The following is a 22,293-nucleotide window of genomic DNA, read 5'->3' as shown; positions in this document are numbered from 1 at the left end:
AGGCTTAGCCTGCAAGGGTTCCGTCATAGGCAAAACCGGTCTGTGGCGTGGCGCGAAAAAACCCGATCGCGCCGCTTGGTGTATAGTCGAATGGCGCGATACAGGGGTAAAACCGTCTGCATCGGCAACTGGAATATTTTGTGAGCGTACATGAGTCTTGAAATTCGTATTGCAACATCGACCGACGCTTTCGAGGCGTGCAACGTATTACGACGCTCCATCGTCGAATGCTGCAGCCTCGATCATCGGGACGATCCGGCCATCCTGGAAGCCTGGCTGGGCAATAAAACACCGCAGATGGTGGCGTGCTGGTTTGCGTCGCCTACCAATTTTTCGCTGGTCGCAGTCGAGCAGGGCGCCGTCGTCGGCGTCGGCTTGCTGACGCGCGCCGGCAAGCTGGCCCTGTGCTACCTGCTGCCCGAGGCGCAAGGCCAGGGGGGCGGCAAGGCCCTGGTGGAACAGCTGGAAGCGCAGGCGCGCGAGTGGGGCATCAAGGCCCTGCAACTGCACAGCACGGCCAGCAGCCAGGCCTTTTTTGTCAAGCGGGGCTATATCGAGGCGGGCAATGTGCGCTCGCCATATGGCGTGGAAACGATTTTTTGTTGGAAACAGATTGACTCCGCAGGCATCGCTAGCGGCGACCCCAAGCGCAAGCGTTTTTGCAACTGCAATTCGGCCTGACGGCTATCCCGCACTTCAGCCCGCCCATCCGGCGGCGGGCCATTTCCTCACTTTGCATATTTCCCTTCAGTAACTGATCTGGATATACACGCCTTGTTGCATGCCTTGTTGCGCGCTATCGTTTGCTGGCAGCAAGGTGCCGCCGGCAAACAGTTTCAGTTCGCCGGGCGCGAACGCCAGCCAGTCTTCGTTTTGCGTCAGCGGATGCGTGGCGATGACGGCGATGCGGTCGTCCAGGTGGTTGTGCTGGCGAAAGTCGATACTGCGCTCGCAGTCGATCAGTTGCGCCACGGAAAACGGGTATTCGCGTATCACGTAGTGCAAATGCGTGGAACAGTGGGCAAACAGCAGTTCGCCGTCCGACAGGATGAAATTGAAGCTGCCGTGCGCGGCAATCTCGCGCGCCACCTCGCCGATGGCGGCGCGCAGCGCGGCGCGCACCGGTTCACCTGCGGGAAACCGCGTGCGCAAGCGGGCCAGCAGGTGGCAAAACGCCTGTTCGCTGTCCGTGTCGCCGCTGGCGCGGTAGCAGGCATTGGCGGGCGGGCGCCACGTTTTGAGGTCGCCATTGTGGGCAAAGGACCAGGTCTTGCCCCACAGTTCGCGGGCGAACGGGTGGGTGTTTTCCGGGGCGATGCGGCCCTGCGTGGCCTTGCGGATGTGCGCGACGATGTTTTTCGCCTTCACGGGATGCTGCTGCACGATGGCCGCCAGCGGCGAATCGACGGCCGCCAGATGGTCCGTCAGCAGGGTGCAGCCGCTACTGGAATGATAGGCGATGCCCCAGCCGTCGCGGTGCTCGTCCGTGCGTCCGCCCCGCTCGGCAAAGCCGGCAAAGGAAAATCCCAGCGCGGCCGGTTTGCTGCTGTTCATTGCAAGTAACTGGCACATGGCGGCCCTTCCTGATGGTATCGGTACACGCCCACAGTAAGGGCGCTCGCCAGGGGCGGGAACGAATGTTTCCATCTATCGTTATGCGCTGGCCGTCGCATCTCTTATGTGCTGGGCGCATATCAAATGGCGAAACCATTCGTTCTCCTTTGCTTGGGGCTGCCTTACTCTGCACACTTTGGCGCCGTCCTCCCCATGCGGGAGACCGGCGCGGCCCGATGAAGGAGCACGTATGCCATTTCCCGTCCTGAAAAACTACCTGGCCCGTCTGTCGCACCAAACCCAGGCCGGCACCAGCGTCTGGCTCGACGACGAGGGCAGGGCGCTGGGGCGCTTTTTCAATTGCACCATGACCAGCGCCTTCCAGCCGCTGCGCGAACTCGACGCCGGCAAGCTGGTGGCGTTCGAGGGGCTGGCGCGCAGCGTGTCGAAGGCGGACGAGGGCTTGTCGCTGTGGCGTTTGCTCGATCACGCGGCCAGCGACGACGAATCGGTGGAGCTGGACCGGCTGTGCCGCATGCTGCACGCCATCAATTTTTTTCGCCAGGGCGAAGCGGAGCAGTCCGATCTGTACCTGAACGTGCACGACCGCCTGCTGAGCGCCGTCAGCAGCAATCACGGCCACGCCTTCCAGCGCATCCTCGACGCGCTGGGCTTGCCCATCGAGCGCATCGTGCTGCAATTGCCGACGGTGACGCCGAACCAGGGCTGGCTGCTCAACTACGTGGCCGACAATTACCGGCGCAACGGTTTCCGCCTGGCCATCAACGTGGCCAGCGTGCAGGAGGCCACGGGCATGCTGGAGCGTTTGCACCCGCATGCGTTCAAGCTCGACGCTGGCAACCTCAGCGACGAGGGGGCCGTCGCCAGCTTCGTCACCGTGTGCCATGCGGCGAAAATCCGCGTCATCTTCAAGCGCCTCGATACGCCGGCCGCGCTGGCCGCGCTGCAGCGCGTCGCCACGCTCACGGGCTTGCCCATCGTCGCCCAGGGTTATCTGCTTGACAAGCCTCTGACGGCGCTGGCGCAGGCAAACCGCGACGTCGCGGCCGGCGCGGCCGCCGCATAGGGCATCCAATGCTGAAATGAGGGCGACACGATAGGCATTGAGGGTTTTTCTTCGCAGCACAATACGCTATAGTATTCCCATCGTTACATTGGACTGACTATGGCATCGCGCAGAAATTTTCTACATCACGGTATGGGCCTGGCCGCGCTGGGCCTGGTAGCCACCCCACTCATCGGCTGCGCTTCGCGCACGGCCGCTCCGGCCTCGGCCTCGGCCGGCGCCAAGCCGCGCGCGCCGCGCACGGGCGTGCCGTCCCAGCCGACGCAACTGGCCAGCGTCGACCGTTCGATCACGTCGCAGTCGCGCCAGGCGATCACGGAGATGGAACCGCCTCCCGACATCTTTGATGCGCAGGCGCTGGACCTGGAATTCTGGCTCAAGCCGCGCACCCTGGAAGTGGTGCGCCCGGCCAGCAATGAAAAGGCGAAATTGCTGTACTGGAAAGATGGCGAAGTCATCGATTCGGCCTACCAGGAGCTGTGCCACTTGCTGCGCGACGTGAACGGCAAGAAGACGGCCCCCATCGACCCGAAACTGCTGGAAACCCTGTGGGGCACGCAAGCGTTCGTGGCCCGCTACGGCATCGAGCAGCCGCTGGAGATCCTGTCGGGCTACCGCACGGCCGAGTCGAACAGCCGCCTGCGCGAAGCGGGTGTGCCGGCGGCGCGCCAGTCGCTGCACATCTCGGGCCGCGCCGCCGACATCCGCGTGGCGAACCTGAACGCGGAAGTGCTCGGTTCGCTGGTACGCAGCTTCAAGCAGGGCGGCGTGGGCTTTTATTACCGCTCCGGCCCCCGTGGCGGCTGGATTCATGCCGATACGGGATTGCAGCGGGTCTGGAAAGGCTAAGACTTTTTAGTCGTAGTGGTAGGGCGGCTCCGGCACGCTATCGGTGCCGGCGCGCCGCCACTCGTCGAAATTCACGGGGCGCTCCCACCAGATGCGCCAGCCCTGGCGCTGGCTTTCCCGCACTGCGGGATGCGCTTGCAGATAGCCGTCGATAAAGCGGGTAAAGTCCGATACATAACCGCTGCGGCGGTAGGGAAGTCGATGCGGCATGGCTGCTCCTTTCTTGCCTTGCCTGGCTTTTGACCTCTGGCGCGCGCAAAAGTGCCGCGCTCTCTTCCATGAAACTCTCCAGCCATAACATCGAACTGTTCCTGGCCGTCGTCGACGGCGGTTCGTTTTCGGCCGCCGCGCGCGCCCTGCGCCGGGCGCCGTCGGCCGTCAGCATGGCGATGGCCAATATCGAGGCGGAACTGGGCATCGCCCTGTTCGACCGGGGCGCGCGCGAAGCCGTGCCCACGCCGGCCGCACTGGCGCTGCTGCCCCATGCGCGCCTGATCGCCGAACAGCTGAAGCAGTTGCACCTGCACGTACAGGAATTGTCGCAGGGGCTGGAAAGCCGCATTTCGCTGGGCATCGCGGCCGAACTCGACCATACGCCGTTCCTGGCGGCCGTGCGCGCGCTGTCGCAGCGCCATCCCTTGCTCGACATCGAAGTGCTGACGGCGCCGCAGGACGATGTGCTCGACATGCTGCACCGGGGCCGCGTCAGCGCCTGCATGGCCTTCGCCGGCGGGCGCATCAATCACGAGGAACAGTTCCAGCTGGTGGGCAGCGATGCCTTGCTGGCAATTATCTCCACCCAGCATCCGCCCGACGTGGCGGGCCGGCCCCTGTATATCGAGGAGTTGGTGAATTTGCGCCAGATCATCGTCGCCAGCCGCGAACTCGACCTGGCTGACGCGCGTCCCGTGGTGGGCTTGTCTTACTGGCGCACGGACAGCTTGCCGATGGCGCTGGCGATGGTGGAGGCGGGACTAGGCTGGGGCAATTTTGCCGCCTCGGCCATCAAGGACTCGCTGGCGGCGGGGCGGGTGCGCCGCGTGGCGTTCAAGAATACGGGCAATGGCCTGGTCGTGCCCATCCACCTGGTGTGGAGGAAGGACCGGCCGCTGGGCATGGCGGCGCGGTCCTTTCTTCAGTTGCTCAGCGAAGCGGCCTGAACGTCAGCAGGCTCTTCCTTGGGCTGCTGCGCCGACAGGGGCACGCCGAACAGGCCGTCGAAGAAGTAATTGAAGATGAAGCTGTAGCAGGGGATGATCAGCATCAGCGCGAAGTCCAGCACGAACGCTTGCCACAAGCTGATATCGAGCCACCAGGCGATCAGCGGGATCAGGTAGATGACGAGGGTGATCTGGAAGCCGATCGCGTGCAGGATGCGGCGCCAGACGGTGCGCGTGCGCGACACTTGGCGGATTTCCCAGTATTCGAAGGCCGTGTTGTAGAGCAGATTCCAGATCACGGCAATGGTGGTGATCATGATCGCCAGCGGCCCGGTACTGGTGGGCGACTCGCCCGAAAGCAGGGTCAGCCAGGCCGTGGAAATGGCCATGCCGATGATTTCAAAGGCGGTGACGTAGACGATTTTGCGTTTGATGCCTTGCATGTAAAGCCTGTAAAGAAGAGATGGCGCGTATTTTAAGTCAGTCATGCTGATGTTAAAAGTTAATAGCTGTCAGTTTTTCTGATGAATTGATGCGCGTAATCGCATATTGCCTGCGAACGAGGGATAATGGCGGCTGGCGGGCAGCCGCTCCCGCGCATCACCGCAGAACATCACCGCAGAAAAGGTCAACGAGCATGCAAGGCGCAGCAGACAGCAACATCCCCGATATCCCGGATTCCCCCGCCAGCGCGGACGAACGTCCCCGTTTTCGCCCCGTTCCGTGGCAGCACCTGGAAACGCCGTACGATGTGGAAGTGTGGATCGAGGAACATAACCGCAGCATGCAGGACAATATCCGCGCCACGGAAACGGGCGTGGGCATCTGCTTTACCCTCGCTGAAGGGGGCGATATCTATATGCAGACGAGCGCCGATGGCGCCGTCGTGCTCGACGTGACGCCGGACGCGGCCTGGGTGGCTCCATTGATCAGTGCGGCGACGGGCTGCGAGACGCCGGACTCGTCCCTGTGGATCTTGCCTGACGATAAGCTGATCCAGCTGATCGTGGGGCTATCGAGCCTGGTGGCCAGCACCTTGCTGGTGGTGGGCCATGATTTCGGCTTGCGCCGGCGCAGTATGCGGCAGGGCCGCTGATCGGCCTTGTGGCGGAATCGTTATCCGCGGCAGGCATCGCTCGACACTGCGCGTGGCGCGTGCTAGTCTGACTATAGCACCCACCTGTTTTCCAGGCGGCCGTGCAAAGGACAGCCATGGACACACCACCGCAAGCGGTACCTGCTCCGGATTCCTTCCCGCGCGGTCACGACGACGTGCCGCGGCATGTCGCGCCCCTGCTTGACGATGGTGTCTTCAGTCCGGAACGGATGAAGGCTGAACGCGAACAAGCGTATTTCAACGACTTGTACCTGCTGGCGCCCGTCGCCTATTTTGTGCTGGGTCTCGATGGCGTCATCGTGCAGATGAACCTGGTGGCGGCCGAACTGTTCGGCCTGCCGCGGGAACGGCCCGGCCACGTGCTGTTTCGTTCCTATATCCACGAGGCGTTCCGTCACGATTACGAGCAGTTCGTGGAGCGCGTGCTCAATAGCAGCGAGCCCGAGCGCATCCAGCTGCAGGTGCAGCCGCCGCCGCCGCGTCCCGGCGCGCGCGCGGCCGGCTTGCCCGTCAGCCTGCTGGGCAGCGCCGACCCGAACGGCCAGGCGCTGCGCCTGGTGCTGGAGCAGGCCGAGGGCAAGCTGGCCGCGCTCGAACGCAGCGAAGAGCGCTTCCGGCGCATCGTGCACAGCGCCGAGGAGGGCATCTGGGAAATCGATGCGCAGGCGCTGACCAGCTTTGTCAATCCGAAGATGGCGCAGATGCTGGGCTGCCATATCGAGGAGATGCTGGGCCAGCCGCTGGCGGCCTTCATGGATGACGAGGGACGCGCCATCCTGGAGCGCAACATTGCGCGGCGCCAGGATGGCATCGTCGAACGCCATGAATTCAAGTTCCTGCGGCGTGACGGCAGCACCTTGTGGGCCACCCTGGCCACCAACCCCATCTTCGACTCCGGCGGCGCCTACCTGGGGGCGCTGGCGCTGGTCAGCGACATCACGGCGCAGCGCGCGGCGTCCGAGCGCATCTGGCGGCAAGCCAATTTCGATCAGCTGACGGGCTTGCCAAACCGCCACATGTTTCTCGACCGCCTGCAGCACGAGGCGGCCCATGCCAAACGCGAGGGCGCGTGCCTGGCCCTGCTGTTCATCGACCTCGACCATTTCAAGCAGGTGAATGACCGCCTGGGCCACGAGAGGGGCGACATGCTGCTGCGCCAGGCGGCGCGCCGCATCAGCGAGCGCGTGCGCGCCACCGATACGGTAGCGCGCCTGGGCGGCGACGAATTCACCGTCATCCTGGCCGGCGTGGGGCAGCTGGGCGGCATCGAGCGCGTGCTGCAGGAGCTGACGGCCGCGCTGGCCCTGCCCTTCTTGCTCGATGGCGACACGGCGCAAGTGTCGGCCAGCGTGGGCGTGGCCCTGTATCCGGCTGACGGCGAGGCGCCGGACAGCTTGCTGCGGCATGCCGACCAGGCCATGTATGCGGCCAAGAGCGCGGGGCGCAACGGCTACAGCTATTTCACGCCGGCCTTGCAGCAGGCGGCCGAATTGCGCCGCAGCACGGTGCGCGAGATGCGCCTGGCGCTGGCGCAAGAGCAGTTCGAAGTGCATTACCAGCCCATCATCCGCCTGTGCGATGGCGTCATCGAGCGGGCCGAGGCGCTGCTGCGCTGGCGCCATCCGCTGCGTGGCCTGCTGCTGCCCGCCGATTTCATCGCCTTTGCCGAGGCGAACGGTCTGATCATCGATATCGGCGAGTGGGTGTTTCGCCAGGTGGTGCGCCAGGCACGGCAGTGGCAAGACGAGCATGGCACCGCGTTCCAGATCAGCATCAACAAGTCGGCCGTGGAATTTCGTTGCGACGCCGCGCTGTACCAGGACTGGGGCGGGCATCTGGCGCGCCAGGGTCTGGCGCCGGGCGCCATCGTCATCGAAACAAGGGAAGCGGTGCTGCTCGACGAGGCGTGCCAAGTGGTCGACCGGCTACGCCAGTTGCGCGCCATGGGCCTGGCGCTGGCGCTCGACGATTTCGGCAGCGGGCAGGTATCGCTCGCGTGCCTGAAAACGGCCGATATCGACATGCTCAAGATCAACCGTTCCCTGATCGGCGAGTTGGGACGCGACGATGCCGGATTGGGCCTGTGCCAGGCGATCATTGCGCTGGCGCAGCGGCTGGGGCTGAAAGTCGTGGCCGAAGGTGTGGAAACGGCATCGCAGCGCGATTTGCTGCGCGCCGCCGGCTGCGATTATGCGCAGGGATATTTCTTTTCCCGTGTGTTAGCGGCAGGACAGATGGATCGCCTGCTGGCGGCTCAGGCGGCTGCCTGAACGGTCGCGCGCGCCAAGGCAGCGCACGCGGGGGAGAGCTTACTTCAGGCCCAGCAGGGCGACGACGCGCTCGCGGCTGATGCCGACCAGGGCCGAGCTGATGGCCAGCAGCGATTCATAGCCGGGCTGGCTGGCCTTTTGCGTGAAGTTTTCCGCCAGGGTATCCATGCTGACGCTCTCTTGCACCGGTTGTGCGCGGGCCACCCGTCCCGTCGCTTGCGCCAGCGCCAGGCTGACGGAACTGCGCGCCGCCTGCAGCTGCGCCAGCGCCTGCACCACTTGCTGCAAGGTGGCGCGCAAGGCTTCCACGTCGCCGGTATGCCATTCTTCCGGGGCGATGGCGGCCGGTTCCGCATCCGTGCGCACGCGGCTCATCTGGCCGGTCGGATAGCGGATGCCGCTGCCGCGCACGGACAGGCTGTCGCGCACGTTGGCCCAGGCCGCTTCTGACGTGCTGAACACCAGCTCGCCATTCTCGCCCAGCTTGACGCCGATGCCTGACGGCATGAGTGCGCGGTCGAAGCGGGACACGATTTCGCTCTCGCTCAGGCCAGGTTCGATATTTACCGAGCGCAAGGCCTGGTTCGCGCCGCCGACGGAAAACGCCAGCACTTCCTGCGGACCTTCCTGCAGGCTGGCCATGGTCAGGCCGCGGATGCTGAACTGCTGCTGTGCCGACTGCGGGCTGGTATAGCTGAGCTGTGCATCGAGCGTGCCGGCCGAGGCGCTGGCGCGCTGGCGCCAGGTATTGCTGAACTGGCGCACGCGCGCTTCCACTTGCCCCTCGCGGCCCTGGCGCGCGGCCAGCTTGGCCGCCAGCTCGCTTTTCAGCGCTTGCAGCTGGCTGCTGCTGCGTTCCAGGTAATCGAGCGTTTGCTGCGCGTTGGAAATTTCTCCCTGCAGCTGGTGATCCCAGTTGTTCAGGCCGCGCTTCAGGCTTACCGTCGAACTCCTCGCCGCTGGCGCCTCGCTGCGCGTGCTGGCGCCGCCATTGATGGTAGCGGACGCGTCATCGACGACGCGGGCTGTGCCGGCGCCTTTGGCATTGACGCCGGAAGAGGAGGAGGTCTGAACGATTTGCATGATGGTCAGAGAAGATCAAACAGGGAAATGGTACCCACCTTGGAATAGGCCTTGTACGTTGCTTGCAGCGCCGTCTGGTAGCCGTTCAGGTCAATGGCGGCCGCGCCCATGTCGGTCTTCTTCAGATCTGACAAGGCCATGTCGTTCGACAGCGAGACGTTGGCCAGATTGCCGGAGAGCGTGGAGAGGATGTTTTGCGCGCCGCCGAAGATGGCGATTTTGCCTGAAAGCAATTCCATGCCATCATCGGTGCCATCGAGCGCGGCGACCACCACGCTGCGCACGGCCGGATCGCTGGGGTTGATGCCGGGCTTGCCCAGCGTTTCGATGGTCTGGTCGATCTTGTTCAGCCATACTTGCAGCTTGTCCACATCGACGTTGGCCGTTTGCGTCACGCCATTGCCCACCACCACGGTCTGCGTGTCGGTATTGCCGATGTAGGTGTAGCGCGAACCTGCATTTGCGGCCGCATCGTATTTGATTGCGGGTTGGTCGGTAGCGGTGCCGGAAAACATGTAGCGGCCTTCCTGGTCCTTCAGGTTGGCAGTGTAGAGTACGCTGTCGCGCATGGCGATCAGCGATTGCGTCATCGCCTTCAGGTCGTCCGGCGCATTGCTGCCGTCTGCGGCCCATACCAGCAGGTCGCGCGCCTGGCCCATGTCGGTGACCATGCTCGACAGGTAGTTTTCGTTTTTCAGCAGGCGCACTTTCACCGTCGCGATATTGTCCTGGTACTGGCTCACCATGGCTTGCTCGCGCGTCAGGCGCGAAATGCGCACATTGCCGATCGGATCGTCCGAAGGCAACTGGATGCGCAAGCCCGAGGACATCTGCTGGGTCAGGTAATTGATGCGTTCCTGATTTTGCTGAAGAGAAATATTAATCAGCGATTGGTACTGGCTGCTGGCGACACGCATGCTCTTCTCCTTAACCCATCATTTGCAAAGTGGCATCAAACAAGGTCTTCGCCACGGAAATGACTTTCATGTTTGCCTGGTACATATTCTGGAATTCGACCAGGTTCATCGCTTCCTCGTCCTTGTTCACGCCGCTGGTGGATTTCCAGTCGTCGATGGCTTGCGCACGCACGGTGTTGGAGGTCTTCAGCAGGGCCTGGTTCTGCTGGCTGTAGATACCCAGCTTGCCGACCAACTGCGTGTCGGCATCGCTCATCAGGACATTACCCACCCAGCTGACGCTGATCGGTTGATTTTTGATGTCGATTAATTTCTGCAAGTTACCGCTATCACCAGCGGCGCCCGTCAGCGACAGGGCCAGGTCCTTCGCGTTGAAGCCGGGAGTAATGCCCAGCTTGCCATTCGCGTAGACCAGCAGGGGGGTGCCGTTATTGCCAGGAGGCGGGGCCATGGTCGTGCCCAGGGCCAGCTGCGTGTTGACCTTGCTGGTTAACTGGGTGGCCATGTCTTGCAGCGACTGCTGCAGCGGTTTCAGGGTATTTTGCTCGAATTCGCCCAGGCCGCCCATCTGGCCGCCGATGGCCACCGGATCAAGGGTGTACGACGATTTGGCGAAATCGAGGGTCAGGGTTTGGTCGCCCGTGTTCGTCATGTTGCTGCTGAGGGTAGCGGCCAGGCTGCCGATGACCAGCGGCTGTCCCGATTTCAGTGCGACATTGCGCGAGCCGTCCGGCTGGTCGAGCACGTCGATGCCCATTTGCGAGGCCAGGCCATCGATCAGCTGGTCGCGCGCATCCATCAGCGACGACACATTCGTGCCCGAGGCCGTGGAGGTGCTGATGCGCTGGTTCAGCGCGGCGATATTCGCCAGCGTCGTGTTCGCTTGCGGCACGATCGCTGACCGTTGCTGCTGCACCGACAGCAGCTGGTTGCCCATGACGGTGCTGATGCTGTTGAAGCGTTGCGCCATGGCGTCGGCGGAGGTGACGATCTGCTGGCGCAGCGGCGTCGACGTCGGGTCCACGGCGGCCGCGTTCAGGGCCTTGAAGAAGCCGTCGATACCGTTGCTGATGCTGGATGCATCGTCACCCATCACGCGCTCGAGCTGCGTCAGGTACGGCTGGGTCTGCGCACGGGCGCCCTGGTCGGACGCGGCGCGCCACATTTGCTGGCTTTTATACGCATCGGCAAAGCGCAGCAGGGCCGACACTTCCACGCCATTGCCGGCCGAGCGCACGCCCACGCCGGCGCCAAGCGAGGACAACAGCACGCCCTGGCGGGTATAGCCCGCCGTTTGCAGGTTGGCGATGTTCTGGCTGGCCGCATTCAGTGCGGCCTGGGCGGCGATGCTGCCTGACAATGCATTGCTGATGATGCTCATTGGGCAATTTTCTTTCGTGAAGAGTGTGGCGCGTGCGGGTGGGCAGGCAGTGAATCGTTGTTACCTTGTACAGGCGACGTTTCAGACGGATTTATTAAGCGGCGCCGCAATATTGTCGGTCTTGACAGCGTTTTTGCCAGTGACATTAGCCGAAACGGGCGCATTGGCCGCCGGCAGCAGCTGGCGCAGGATGGCGTCGGCGATGCCGAAGGCGCGCTGGCCGGCCATCTTGTCGGCAACCAGGTTGTCGGCCATTTCCAGCATGTCGCTGTTGATGGGGTCCTTGAAGACGCTGTCCTCGCCCGCCATCTCGCGCGTGCCCGAACGCATCTGGCGCAGCATGTGCGAGATGAAGAAGGCTTCGAACTTGACGGCCGCCTCGGTGGCCTTGGCCGCGTAGCGGGGATCTGCCGGCGTGGCCGCGGCGGGAGTCTTGTCATCGAGCGCCGAGGGCAGGGCGCTGCTGCTGTCGTTTACATTCAGCATCAAATCACCACCAGTTCGCCTTCGATGGCGCCAGCCTGGTCGAGCGCCTGTAAAATTGCCATGATGTCGTCGGGCGAGGCGCCCAGGCTGTTGACCACATCGATGATGGACTGCAGCTTGGCGCCGGCCGGCCATTTGAACATATTGCCGTTGCCCTGGTCGACGGAGACCTTCGACTGCGGCGTGACGGTGGTCTGGCCACTGCCGAACGGCGCCGGCTGGCTGACGTTGGAACTTTCGGAAATGACCACTTTCAGCGAGCCGTGCGTGACGGCGGCGGCCTTGACGCGCAAGCCTTCGGCGATGACCACGGTGCCGGTGCGCGAATTGAAGACCACTTTCGGCGTGTCGACGCCCACGTCGACGCTCAGCGCTTCCAGCTTGGCCATGAACGCCACGCGCTGGGTCGGGTTTTCCGGCGCCAGCACGTCCACGCTGGTGGCGTCGCGCGTGGTGGCGACGGCGCCGAAGCGGCGGTTCACGGCTTCGACGATATTGATGGCCGTCTCGAAATGCGGGTGGCGCAAGTTCAGGGTGACGGAAGGCTTGGTGGAAAAGTCGCTGATAATCTCGCGCTCGATGTTGGCGCCGTTGGGTATGCGGCCCGAGGTGGGCGTGTTGACGGTGACGGACGAGCCGCTCTTGCCGGTGGCGTTCAAGCCGCCGACGACCACGTTGCCTTGCGCCAGCGCATACGTTTCATTGTCGGCCGCGCGCAGTTGCGTCAGCAGCAAGGTGCCGCCGCGCAAGCTTTTCGCATCGCCCAGAGACGAGACGGTGACGTCGATGGCCTGGCCACGGCGGTATCCTGGTGGAAATACGGCGCTGACCATGACGGTGGCGACGTTCTTGCTTTTCGCTTCGGCGCCGTCCGGCATCTTCACGCCGAACTGCTTGAGCATGTTGACCACGGACTGGCTGGAAAACTTCACCTGGGTGGTGTCGCCGCTGCCGTTCAGGCCGACGACGAGGCCGTAGCCGACCAGCGGGTTGTCGCGCACGCCCTCGATGCTGACCAGGTTGCGCAGTACTTGCGCGGCGCTGGCGGGCAGGGCAAGGCCGGAGAGCACGGCGAGCATGGCTGCCAGGGGCAGGGCGGAACGAAATTTCATGAGGTCACCTTAAAACGGCATCCATGGGCCGACGAAGAAGCGCGTCAGCCAGCCCGGTGTATTGGCTTCGGCCAGGGTGCCCTGGCCGGAATAGGCGATCTGTGCATTGGCGATGCGCAAGGACGAGACCTGGTTGTTCGAATCGATGTCGGCCGCGCGCAGGTAGCCGCGCAGGCGCACGAATTCCTCGCCCTGGTTCAGGGTCAGCGTTTTCTCGCCCTGCACGCGCAGCAAGCCGTTCGGCAGCACTTCCTGCACGATCACGGTGATGGCGCCGGACAAGGCATTTTGCTGCGTGCTGGTCGAGTCGCCGGCGAAGTTGCGGTCGGCGGAGAGATCAAGGCCCGTCTTCGGCAGGGTCTTGCCGAGGATGCTGGCCGCCTTCACGCCGACGGACGAGCCCTTGTTGAACGAGGTGCCCGCCTTCTTGCTGGCCTGCGTGGTTTCCTGCAGGGCCACCGTGACGACGTCGCCCACGCGGAAGGCGCGGCTGTCCGAGATCAGGTCCAGTCCCGCATCGGGATTGAACACGCCGCCGCCCACGCCGCCGCGTGCCGCGCTGCGCGGCGCCACGGGCAACGGCGTATCGGAAAAGCTGGGCGCCACCGGCGCCGCCGGCTGGCTGGCGCAACCGGCCATCAACACCAGCAGCAGGGCCGCCGTGGCTTTCATGGCGACTGTCATCAGCGTGCCGCTTGCGCCAGGTATTGCAGCATATTGTCGGCGGCCGACAGCACCTTGGTGTTCATTTCATAGGTGCGCTGGGCAGCGATCATGTCGACCATCTCTTCGACCACCTGCACGTTCGAGCCTTCCAGCGCAAACTGCTTCAGCTTGCCCAGGGCGCCTTCGCCGGGACGGCCTTCCGTCGGCGTGCCGCTCGATGCCGTTTCCTGGAACAGGTTTTCACCGAGTGCCAGCAGGCCCGTCGGGTTGATGAAGCTGGTCAGGTTCAGCTGGCCCAGCTGGGTGCCGTTGACATTGCCCGGCACGGTGGCCGTGACCATGCCGTTTTCACCGATGGTGATCGCCGTGGCATTGTTCGGCACGGTGATCTGCGGCACCAGCGGCAAGCCCTGGGCGTTGACCATCACGCCGTTTTCATTGATGCCCAGCTGGCCGGCGCGCGTGTAGGCCGCTTCGCCGTTCGGGCGCAGTACTTGCAAAAAGCCGTTGCCGGTGATGGCGACGTCGAATTCGCGGCTCGTCGTTTGCAGGCTGCCGGTGGTAAACACCTTTTGCGTGCCCACCATGTGGGTACCGTTACCCAGCTGTACGCCCGATGGCGAGAGGGTATTGTCGGCGCGCTGCGTGCCCGGCTGCTGCTCGACCTGATAAAACAGGTCTTCGAAGACGACGCGGTCGCGCTTGAAACCGACCGTATTGACGTTGGCCAGGTTGTTCGCGATGGCTTGCAGTTTGGCATCTTGTGCCTGCACGCCGGTCTTGCTGATCCACATTGCTGGATTCATATATTGCTCCTTGAATATTTCGTCGCGTTGGGCCGGGTACGCTTAGGTACTGAGCAGGCGGTTGCCCGATTCCGTCATGGAATCGCTGGCCTTGAATACTTTCATTTGCATCTCGAAGCTGCGGTTCAGGCTCATGGTGGCGACCATTTCCTCGACGGCCGAGACGTTGCTGCCTTCCAGGTGGCGGTCGCGCAGGCGCACCGTCGGATCGGCTTGCAAGTCTTCGCCGCTGCGCGCCACGATCAGGCCCGCCTCGTTCTTCGTCAGCTCGCCCGCTTCGGCATTGACCAGCTTGAGCTTGTCGACGGTCTGCATCTGCGCCGTACCCGGCACCTGGATGGAGATCGTGCCATCGGCGCCGATCGACAGGCTGGTGTGCTCGGGAATCGTGATGGGGCCGCCTTCGCCCAGCACGGGCCGGCCGTTCAGGGTCAGCGCGCCCGTTTCATCGAGATCCATGGCGCCGGCGCGCGTGTAGGCTTCGCCGTTTTGCCACTGTACCGCGAGAAAACCGTTGCCCGTGATGGCCACGTCGAGATCGCGTCCCGTTTCCTTGATGGCGCCCGTACGCGTGCCGACGGCGCTCGACTGCGTCTGCGTCATGTGGCGGTCGTCGTAGCCATAGCCGTTTTGCAGCGGCTGGGCAGTGGACACTTCCAGGTTGGCGCGAAAGCCGCCCGTCTCGATATTGGCCAGGTTGTTGGCGTGTACCTGCTGTGCCCGCAGGGCACGATCGGCCCCGCTCATGGCGGTATAAATCAGCGCATCCATTGCTTTTTACCTTTGCGTATCGTGGATTACAGCGCTTGCATCAGCGATTGCAGCATGGCGTTCTCGGTCGAGATGACCTTCGAGTTCGCCTGGTAATTGCGCTGCGACGTCATCAGACCCACCAGTTCGGAGGTGATGTCGACGTTCGACTGTTCCAGCGAGCTCGTCACCAGTTTGCCGACCATGCCGACGCCCGGACGGTCATACATGGCGGTGCCGGACGTGGTCGAGGCAACCCAGCTGGTATCGTTGACGGCCGTCAATGCGCCTTCGTCGGGGAAGGTGGCCAGGGCGATCACGCCGATGCTTTGCTTCTGGCCGTTCGTGTATTTCGCCACGACGGAGCCGTCAGTGGCCAGTTCCACGCCCGTGTAGGTGCCCGAGGCATAGCCGTCGGCGCGGTCGGTCGAGGTCGTCGATTCGCCGGCGAACTGGGTCGTGCCCGTGTAGTCGATGGCGACCGACATCGGCGCCGCGCCAGGCGGCGTCGGCAGGACCGGCGTGGCAGACGTGCCCGTCACCAGCTTGCCGGAAGTGTCGAAGGTCATGTTCGTCACCGGCAACACATCGGCGTTATCGAAGGTGTAATGTACATCCACGCCCGCCGCCGTCTTGACGAAGTACTGGCCCAGCGAGTGCTTGGCGCCCAGCGAATCGTAGATGATCGAGGACTTGCCGCTGTTGTAGCTCAGCTCGCTAGTCTTGCTGAAGGGCACGGTCTTGATGGTCCATTCGGACGACATGTTGGCGGCATACGCCAGCTTGGTCGATGCCACGGCGGGAATCTGGCCCGTTGGAATCAGCATGTCGCCCATGGTGCCCAGAGCGGTGCTGTCCTTGACGGCGGCATAGCCCTGCACCAGGCGTCCGTTCGCATCGATCAGCTTGCCTTCATTGCTGGCCGAAAAGATGCCGACGCGGCTGTAGCTCATGGTGTTTTGCGCATCGCGCGAAACGAAATAGCCGCGGCCATCGATGGCCGCGTCGAGCGCGCGGCCCGTGTTCAGCACGCCGCCATTGAGCGACATGCTTTGCGTCAGCGAACCGATTTCCGTGCCCGTGGCGCGCGAACCGGCATACATGGCCGAAAAGTTGGCGCGGCTGCTCTTGAAACCGTAGGTGCCGGCATTGGCGATATTGTTACTGGTGCTGTTCAACTGTTGGTTGATGGACTGGATACCGGACAGGGCGATGTCGAAACTCATGTTGACTTCCTTTAGTGAAGGAGGAGATTAGTGTTCAGGAAACGAAGGGGAGAGCGGATCAGGCCGTCTTACCGTTAAAGCCGGTGATCGCGCCAGGGTTGACTTCGCCCAGGTTCGACACGTTCAGAATCATGCTGCCGCCGGACGACAGGCGCACGCTGTTGAGCTTGCCTGCGATGTCGACCGTCGGTTTTTCGGTGCCACCGGTGGTGACTGCCATGGTATAGGTGCCAGCAGGCAAGCCCAGCGCGACGGGGTCGATGGTGAAGGGAACGGTACCGGCACCCTTGGCACCCAGTTCGATCTTGTATTCCTTGTCGTCCGCGCCTTTCAGGGTCACGGTGGTCTTGGTGGTGCCGGCGGCCAGCGCGATGCTGCCGCTGACCTTGCTCGTGTCGAGCTGCACCGTTTCACTGTTGACCATCACTTCGGAACCCACTTGCGCACCCAGGGCCAGCACTTGCATCGATTGCAGCACGCTGGCATTGGCGCTGGTCAGCGCCGACAGGTTCTGCATCGCTTCCGTTTGCGCCTGCTGCGTCAATTGATTGACGAACTGGCTCGGATCGGTGGGTGCGAGGGGATCCTGGTTCTTGATCTGCGCGACCAGCAATTTGGTGAACATATCCTGGGTGGCATTGCTCTGCGACTTGACGGCATTGCTGCCGTTGTTGCTGGCGCCACTGTTGTTGTTTGTAAAGAGATTGGTTTCCATGGATTATGCTTCACCTAATTTGAGGAGCGATTGCTGCATCGACTTGATGCGGCCCAGAACTTCGACATTGGTTTCAAACGCGCGCGAAGCCGACATCATGTCGGTCATCTCGGCGACCTGATTGACGTTGGGGTAGAACACCATGCCATCGGCATTGGCCATCGGGTGGCCCGGCTCATACACCTTGCGCAGCGGCTCATCGCTTTGCACCACGTCGAGCACTTGAACGCGTCCGCCGGCGCCGCTGGCACCGGGGCCATCCATCACGGCGGCAAACACGGGCTTGCGTGCGCGGTAGGTTTCACCTTCGGAGCCGGCAACGGAATCGGCATTGGCCAGGTTGCTGGCGATGGTATTGAGGCGCACGGTCTGCGCCGCCATCGCCGAACCGGCGATCTTGGAAATATCCTGGAAGCTCATGCTGATCCTTATTGTCCGGAAATGGCCTTGGCCAGACCCTTCAGTTTCATGTTGACGAAAGTGAGGCTGGTCTGGAAGTCGGTGGCATTCTGCGAGAACGCCGCCTGCTCGACGCCGATTTCGACGGTATTGCCGTCGCGGCTGGGGTGGTAGGGCACGCGGTACAGGGCGCTGGCATCGTCATCGGTCGACAGCAGGCCCGCTTCGTTGTCCTGCAATTGTTGCAGGGCGCTGCCGAAATCCATGTCCATGGCCTGGAAGCCGGGCGTATTTTCATTGGCAATATTGGCCGCCAGCACGCGGGTACGGTCGGCACGTAGCGCGAGTGCATCGGCGTGCACGCCCAGCGCATCCTTGAAATTAATCCCCATGGTCTTCCTTTGTATTGAATTCGATCGTGCTTTTTGCGGTTCGGGCTAGAAAATAGGTGGTGCAGAAGTAAAATCCCAGCCTGGTCATGTTGACGCATGGTAAGGTCATGCCGCTTCAGTATCTTTGATTAAGGTTAGCAATGATTCATTTCAACAGCATTACGATGATCCGAAACAAGGTGCCACATCCTTACATACTGCTTCCTGGCCTATTTTTACTGACCAGCCTATATAGTAGTGCAGGTCGCGCAGAATTGCCAGCCGACAATATATTTTCGCGTGTGGAACAGTTGGCGCGAGAGCAATTAGCGCAGCAGGCAGCCACGGCAGGATTGCTGGAACCGCAGTTTCAAGTGGCCGTGGTGAAAAGCACGCGCCCCATGCCCGCTTGCGCGGCGCCTGTCACGCTGGAAACGGCGGACAGCCGTTCGGCGCAGCGCATGCGCTTTGTGGCAGTGTGTCCTGGAAGCAACGGTTGGCGTTATGAAATGTTGGCGCGCGGTAGCATCACGGCCCAGGTCGCCGTCACCAGCGCACCCGTCACGGCCAATATGCCGTTGCAATCGGCCGACGTGACGCTGGCGCGGCGCGATGTGACGATGGTGCCGGACAGTATTTCCTCCTTGCCTGGCGCCGTCGGCCTGTCGAGCCGGCGCAGCTTGCGTGCCGGCGAAGTGCTGCGCCAGGGGCAACTGGCGGCACCCATGCTGATCAAGCGGGGCAGCGCGGTCAATATCGTGGCGCGCAAGGAGCAGGTGGAAGTGAGCATGGCCGGCGAAGCGCTGGACCCGGGCGCGCTGGGAGCGGTGATCAGAGTGCGCAACGCCACCAGCGGCACGGTGATACGTGCCAGGGTGGTCGATGCGGGCGTGGTGGAACCGGCCGATATTCCCGGCCGTTAAGGAGGTCAGTCCGCGACGGCCGTGCGCTGCAAGCGCGTCGCCAGCTGCGTCAGCTTGGTGGCGTAGTTGGGGTCGGTGGCATAGCCGCCGCGCGCCAGGCCTTGCGCAAAGGCGCCCGCGTTGGCGCCCGTGTTCAGGGCGGCGCGGTAGCGTGGATTGTCGAGCAACACTTGCGCATAGTCGCGGAAGGCGCTGGCCTGGTCCGGATAGCTGCGGAAGCGCTCGGTTTTCTTCAGCGCCGTGCCGCTGCCGGCCTCGTATTCGGTGGTGACATTGCTGGCCACGTCGCCCTGCCATTTGCCGCCGGCCTTGATGCCGAACAGATTATTTGTGTCCGCGCCCGTGCCCTGGCGCAACGGACGCTGGCCCCAGCCCGATTCCAGCGCGGCGTGGGCGGCGACGATTTCCGGCGCCACGCCCAGGCGCGCGCCCGTTTCTTCCGTCCACGGCTTGATCGAGGCGAGGAACTGCTGCTGCACTTCGCCGATCTCGCCGCCCTGGTTGATGTTGCCCAGCACATTCACGGGCTGGCTCTGCTCCAGATAGGCGCGTCCTTGCGGGCTCAGACTGGTGGCGTTGCCGCCGCCCTGTTCGATGAAGCGGGCCACTTCGCCCTGCACCTGTCGGAACACGCTGCTGAAGTTGCCGCCGGAGCCGGTGGCGTCGGTGGCGCGCATATTGCTCTGCACGGCATTCGTCGCCGCCGTCGATGGCGTCGCCGCCGTGGCGCGGGTGGTCAGGAAATCAGCCTGGCGCATACGTATCTTCCTCGCCATGCAGCACGCGCTGCATGATGCTGTACTGCTCTGTTAATAAATCGCTGTTGCGGGCATTCAGGCGCTTGCATTCCAGCACCATCTGCTCCAGTGCGACCCAGTCGCGTTCGGCCGTGGCACGCGCGTCTTCTTGCAACAACGCAAACAATTGCGGCATATCGCCTTGCGGGCCCAGCAGGGCAGTGACGAGGCTCACGCGCTGGCGGCGGCGCGCATCGAGGGGCTCGACGGCGGCGATGACCTGCTCGGCCAGCGTCGTCAGCCGGGTGCTCTGATGGTGCAAGGTGGCCTGAAATTGCTCTTCCAGCAAGGTTTGCAGGGCGGCGTAGCCGACGCTGTCGTCCGCCATGCCTTGCAGCACGCGACGTATCGCTTCCTGGCGTGTGATGCCCTTGCGCGGTGCGGTCACGATTCACCGCCGTGGAAACGCTGGATCAAGCCTGCCAGTTTTGCTGGATCGAATGGCAATTCGCCCTTGGCCAGCGCATCGCGCAGCATGGCCACGCGCTCGTGGTCGATCTCGGGCATGGCGCGCAGGGCGGCCATGGCCGGTTGCAGCACGGCCGATTGCAATTCCGCCCCGGCCGACGAGCCACCCATGGCGCCGGTGGCGCCCGCGTTCTCGGCGATCGCCTCGGCCGGCGCGATGGCGCTGCTGCCTACGGCAGCGCCGGTATTGCCGGAGGAGATTTTCATACGTTGTCCCTTGCCCTTAATTTGCATGCTCATCGCGCTCCTTCTTTGCGGGCAGGCCCAGCTTGTCGCGCAGGCGCTGCAAGGTTCCCGAGTCCGGTTCACCCACTTGCAGCTCTTCGCCTTGCGCTTTTTGCCCGGCCATGCCAAACATGGCGGCGATGCTGTCAGCCTGGCCACGCGTCAATATTAACAGTTCGATGCGGCGGTTGATGCCGGCGCTGGCATTTTTCACGTCCAGCGGCGCGCGGTCGGCCATGCCCACCACTTGCAGCACGCTGTCCGGACTCATGCTGCCAATCAACAATTGCGCGCGCGCCGACATGGCGCGGTTGGCCGACAGGGTCCAGTTCGAATAGCCTTCATAACCGTTATTGGCGTACTGCATCGAGTCGGTGTGGCCGACGATCAGCATCTGGTTGTCCATCTGCGCGAAGACAGGGCCCATCTGGCGCAGCAGCTTGCGGAAACGGTCGGTCGGCACGGCGCTGCCACGCACGAACATGCCTTGCTTGTCCGTGTCGTGCAGCATGACGCGCAAGCCGTACGGCGTGATCACCGATTGCAGGTTGCTCTTCAATCCCGCTTCGTCGCTGAGCTTGTCGAGCGCGCGCGACAGCGACAGCAGGTCTTCCGGCGACTGGTAGCTGACCTTGGTCTGGTTTTGCGGCGCCGCGCCTGCCTTGCCGTCCTGTGTCTGCTTGCCTTCCGTGCGCGTGTCGCCCGTGCCCTTGCGGGGCATGGGGAAGCGCTCGATCAGGCTGCCGCGTGGGCCGCCTTTCTGTTCCGGCATGACGCCCTGGCCTTCGCCCTGGCGGCTGCCTGCCGACGCGTCCATCATGATTTCCTTCATCGCCTGCTGCTCGCGCGCGGCCATCAGCCACAGCACGAGGAAGAGCGACAGCAGGGCCAGGCAAAAGTCGGCGAACGCGACTTTCCAGGCGCCGCCATGGGCATCGTCGTCATGCTTGCGGCCGGCACGCTTGATGATGGCCTGTTCATGTTTCTCATGCGGCTTTAGCACGGCGGCCTCCCCGCCCTTGGCCTTGCTCTTGTTCGTCGCCGCCGCTTTCCAGCGCGTTGATCCAGCTTTCCAGCTGGGCAAAGCTCGGCTTGATGTTCAGCTGCACCAGGCGGCGGCCGGCATCGATGGCCAGCAGCGGCGGCTTGCCCGCCACGTGCGTGACCAGCACGACCTTCACGCATTCCATGGTCGAGCCTTCCTCGCCCACCAATTGCTTCATCATGTTGCACATCGGATCGAGCACGCCGTAGCAAAAGAAGATGCCGATGAAGGTGCCGACCATGGCGGCGCCCACTTTTTCCGAAATTTCCGCCGCATCGGCGCCGTCGGCCACGGAATTCATGGCCATCACGATACCCAGAACGGCGGCCAGAATGCCGAAGCCCGGCATGGCTTCGGCGATCTTGTGCAGGGACTTCGACGGTTGCAGCAGCTCGTCGTGGATGGCTTCGAGTTCCTGTTCCAGCACGCCTTCGAGCTCATGCGCGTTGATCTTGCCCATCGCCATCAAACGGAAGTTGTCGACGATGAAGGCCAGCAGCTTCGGCTCTTCCAGCACCAGCGGATAGCGCTGGAACAGGGCGCTTTCGCGCGGCGCCTCGACGTGCGCGTCGAGTGCCTTCAGGCCACCGGCGGCCGTTTGCAGCAGTTCATACATCAGCAGCAGCAACTGGCGCTGGAATTCCGAGCCTTGCTTCTTGTGCGTGACGATCTTGCGCATCTGGTGCAGCATTTCCCCGAGTACATGCTTGGGGTTGCCCAGCACCAGGGCGCCGACGGCGGCGCCGATGATGATGATCAGCTCGACCGGTTGCCAGATCGCGTGGACGGTGCCGCCCATCAGGGCGAAGCCTCCGAATACACACCCCATCACGATTAAGATACCGATAATTACCATGTCAACTGCCTTTCTGCGTCATTGTGCTGC

General features: G+C 63.2%; 27 protein-coding genes. 7 read left to right on the top strand and 20 right to left on the bottom strand.

From position 1 onward, the window contains the following. The first annotated feature begins 150 nt into the window (after positions 1–150). The gene (locus tag KY494_RS05440; protein WP_219135549.1) at positions 151–681 is read left to right on the top strand and encodes a GNAT family N-acetyltransferase; all 531 of its coding nucleotides are present in this window, start codon (positions 151–153) and stop codon (positions 679–681) included. A gap of 66 nt (positions 682–747) precedes the next feature. Here the strand turns inward: KY494_RS05440 and KY494_RS05435 are convergent, their stop codons facing one another. Further along, on the bottom strand, positions 748–1,572 hold the full coding sequence (locus KY494_RS05435; protein WP_219890194.1) for a class II glutamine amidotransferase: 825 nt from the start codon (positions 1,570–1,572) through the stop codon (positions 748–750). A gap of 232 nt (positions 1,573–1,804) precedes the next feature. Here KY494_RS05435 and KY494_RS05430 point away from each other — a divergent pair, with 232 nt between their 5' ends. Together KY494_RS05430 and KY494_RS05425 are read left to right on the top strand one after the other, a co-directional pair. Further along, positions 1,805–2,641 carry an EAL domain-containing protein gene (locus KY494_RS05430; RefSeq protein ID WP_219890193.1) on the top strand — a complete coding sequence of 279 codons (837 nt, stop codon included), beginning with the start codon at positions 1,805–1,807 and terminating at the stop codon, positions 2,639–2,641. Between the two features lie 321 nt (positions 2,642–2,962). Continuing rightward, on the top strand, positions 2,963–3,490 hold the full coding sequence (locus KY494_RS05425) for a YcbK family protein (protein WP_375143476.1): 528 nt from the start codon (positions 2,963–2,965) through the stop codon (positions 3,488–3,490). Positions 3,491–3,496: 6 nt separating this feature from the next. Here the strand turns inward: KY494_RS05425 and KY494_RS05420 are convergent, their stop codons facing one another. After that, a complete protein-coding gene (locus tag KY494_RS05420; RefSeq protein ID WP_219890192.1) occupies positions 3,497–3,700 on the bottom strand; it encodes a DUF3460 family protein in 204 nt (67 codons plus the stop codon). Between the two features lie 68 nt (positions 3,701–3,768). On the opposite strand from KY494_RS05420, the gene KY494_RS05415 reads away from it, so the two are divergent. After that, positions 3,769–4,650 (top strand): LysR family transcriptional regulator, encoded by an 882-nt coding sequence (locus KY494_RS05415; protein WP_219890191.1) that lies wholly within the window; start codon positions 3,769–3,771, stop codon positions 4,648–4,650. Here the strand turns inward: KY494_RS05415 and KY494_RS05410 are convergent. Continuing rightward, positions 4,626–5,093, bottom strand: a complete 468-nt coding sequence (locus KY494_RS05410; protein WP_070291265.1) for a PACE efflux transporter — start codon at positions 5,091–5,093, stop codon at positions 4,626–4,628. The two genes, KY494_RS05415 and KY494_RS05410, sit on opposite strands and share 25 nt — an antisense overlap. A 194-nt stretch (positions 5,094–5,287) precedes the next feature. On the opposite strand from KY494_RS05410, the gene KY494_RS05405 reads away from it, so the two are divergent. Beyond that, complete coding sequence (locus KY494_RS05405; protein WP_219890190.1) at positions 5,288–5,746, top strand: hypothetical protein; 459 nt, start codon at positions 5,288–5,290, stop codon at positions 5,744–5,746. Positions 5,747–5,862: 116 nt separating this feature from the next. Continuing rightward, complete coding sequence (locus KY494_RS05400; RefSeq protein WP_306823209.1) at positions 5,863–8,037, top strand: bifunctional diguanylate cyclase/phosphodiesterase; 2,175 nt, start codon at positions 5,863–5,865, stop codon at positions 8,035–8,037. 39 nt (positions 8,038–8,076) lie between these two features. On the opposite strand, the gene KY494_RS05395 is transcribed toward KY494_RS05400, so the two are convergent. The 12 genes from KY494_RS05395 to flgB form a co-directional block, all read right to left on the bottom strand. After that, entirely contained in the window at positions 8,077–9,120 is a 1,044-nt protein-coding gene (locus KY494_RS05395; protein WP_258194675.1) for a hypothetical protein, read from the bottom strand. 5 nt (positions 9,121–9,125) lie between these two features. After that, complete coding sequence (gene flgL, locus KY494_RS05390) at positions 9,126–10,037, bottom strand: flagellar hook-associated protein FlgL (RefSeq protein WP_219890189.1); 912 nt, start codon at positions 10,035–10,037, stop codon at positions 9,126–9,128. Positions 10,038–10,047: 10 nt separating this feature from the next. Continuing rightward, on the bottom strand, positions 10,048–11,418 hold the full coding sequence (gene flgK / locus KY494_RS05385; RefSeq protein ID WP_219890188.1) for a flagellar hook-associated protein FlgK: 1,371 nt from the start codon (positions 11,416–11,418) through the stop codon (positions 10,048–10,050). Between the two features lie 81 nt (positions 11,419–11,499). Then, positions 11,500–11,904, bottom strand: coding sequence for a flagellar biosynthesis protein FlgJ (locus KY494_RS05380; RefSeq protein ID WP_375143456.1), 405 nt, complete (start codon positions 11,902–11,904; stop codon positions 11,500–11,502). Next, the gene (locus KY494_RS05375; protein WP_219890187.1) at positions 11,904–13,016 is read right to left on the bottom strand and encodes a flagellar basal body P-ring protein FlgI; all 1,113 of its coding nucleotides are present in this window, start codon (positions 13,014–13,016) and stop codon (positions 11,904–11,906) included. Before KY494_RS05375 ends, KY494_RS05380 begins: the two co-directional genes overlap by 1 nt. A 9-nt stretch (positions 13,017–13,025) precedes the next feature. Continuing rightward, positions 13,026–13,700, bottom strand: a complete 675-nt coding sequence (gene flgH, locus KY494_RS05370) for a flagellar basal body L-ring protein FlgH (protein WP_258194674.1) — start codon at positions 13,698–13,700, stop codon at positions 13,026–13,028. Continuing rightward, positions 13,700–14,488 carry a flagellar basal-body rod protein FlgG gene (gene flgG, locus KY494_RS05365; RefSeq protein WP_180338421.1) on the bottom strand — a complete coding sequence of 263 codons (789 nt, stop codon included), beginning with the start codon at positions 14,486–14,488 and terminating at the stop codon, positions 13,700–13,702. The genes flgH and flgG overlap by 1 nt, the downstream gene beginning before the upstream one ends. Before the next feature lie 42 nt (positions 14,489–14,530). Then, the gene (gene flgF / locus KY494_RS05360) at positions 14,531–15,259 is read right to left on the bottom strand and encodes a flagellar basal-body rod protein FlgF (RefSeq protein WP_219135539.1); all 729 of its coding nucleotides are present in this window, start codon (positions 15,257–15,259) and stop codon (positions 14,531–14,533) included. A gap of 26 nt (positions 15,260–15,285) precedes the next feature. Further along, positions 15,286–16,464: a flagellar hook protein FlgE gene (locus KY494_RS05355; protein ID WP_219135538.1), complete on the bottom strand. Its 1,179-nt coding sequence runs from the start codon at positions 16,462–16,464 to the stop codon at positions 15,286–15,288. Positions 16,465–16,522: 58 nt separating this feature from the next. Then, positions 16,523–17,179, bottom strand: a complete 657-nt coding sequence (locus tag KY494_RS05350; protein WP_219890186.1) for a flagellar hook capping FlgD N-terminal domain-containing protein — start codon at positions 17,177–17,179, stop codon at positions 16,523–16,525. Between the two features lie 3 nt (positions 17,180–17,182). Beyond that, positions 17,183–17,599 (bottom strand): flagellar basal body rod protein FlgC, encoded by a 417-nt coding sequence (gene flgC, locus KY494_RS05345; RefSeq protein ID WP_034757795.1) that lies wholly within the window; start codon positions 17,597–17,599, stop codon positions 17,183–17,185. Positions 17,600–17,607: 8 nt separating this feature from the next. Next, on the bottom strand, positions 17,608–17,970 hold the full coding sequence (gene flgB, locus KY494_RS05340; RefSeq protein ID WP_219135536.1) for a flagellar basal body rod protein FlgB: 363 nt from the start codon (positions 17,968–17,970) through the stop codon (positions 17,608–17,610). Positions 17,971–18,251: 281 nt separating this feature from the next. Here flgB and flgA point away from each other — a divergent pair, with 281 nt between their 5' ends. Beyond that, positions 18,252–18,872 (top strand): flagellar basal body P-ring formation chaperone FlgA, encoded by a 621-nt coding sequence (gene flgA, locus KY494_RS05335; RefSeq protein ID WP_258194901.1) that lies wholly within the window; start codon positions 18,252–18,254, stop codon positions 18,870–18,872. A 5-nt stretch (positions 18,873–18,877) separates the two neighbouring features. Here the strand turns inward: flgA and KY494_RS05330 are convergent, their stop codons facing one another. Genes KY494_RS05330 through motA form a run of 5 tightly spaced genes read right to left on the bottom strand, consistent with a single transcriptional unit; the run spans position 18,878 to position 22,206 of the window. Continuing rightward, positions 18,878–19,630 (bottom strand): glycoside hydrolase family 73 protein, encoded by a 753-nt coding sequence (locus tag KY494_RS05330; protein WP_219890185.1) that lies wholly within the window; start codon positions 19,628–19,630, stop codon positions 18,878–18,880. Further along, entirely contained in the window at positions 19,617–20,057 is a 441-nt protein-coding gene (flgN, locus tag KY494_RS05325; protein ID WP_219890184.1) for a flagellar export chaperone FlgN, read from the bottom strand. Before flgN ends, KY494_RS05330 begins: the two co-directional genes overlap by 14 nt. Continuing rightward, positions 20,054–20,344, bottom strand: a complete 291-nt coding sequence (flgM, locus tag KY494_RS05320; RefSeq protein ID WP_219890183.1) for a flagellar biosynthesis anti-sigma factor FlgM — start codon at positions 20,342–20,344, stop codon at positions 20,054–20,056. The genes flgN and flgM overlap by 4 nt, the downstream gene beginning before the upstream one ends. Positions 20,345–20,360: 16 nt before the next feature. Next, complete coding sequence (locus KY494_RS05315) at positions 20,361–21,365, bottom strand: flagellar motor protein MotB (RefSeq protein WP_219890182.1); 1,005 nt, start codon at positions 21,363–21,365, stop codon at positions 20,361–20,363. Continuing rightward, positions 21,349–22,206, bottom strand: a complete 858-nt coding sequence (motA, locus tag KY494_RS05310) for a flagellar motor stator protein MotA (protein WP_308836414.1) — start codon at positions 22,204–22,206, stop codon at positions 21,349–21,351. Before motA ends, KY494_RS05315 begins: the two co-directional genes overlap by 17 nt. Between the last annotated feature and the right edge of the window lie 87 nt (positions 22,207–22,293).

Origin of the sequence: Janthinobacterium sp. PAMC25594 (assembly GCF_019443505.1) — a bacterium.
In the GTDB taxonomy this organism is placed as follows: domain Bacteria; phylum Pseudomonadota; class Gammaproteobacteria; order Burkholderiales; family Burkholderiaceae_D; genus Janthinobacterium.
The sequence above is the reverse complement of the archived record's forward strand: the minus strand, read 5'-3'. Positions and strand labels throughout refer to the sequence as shown.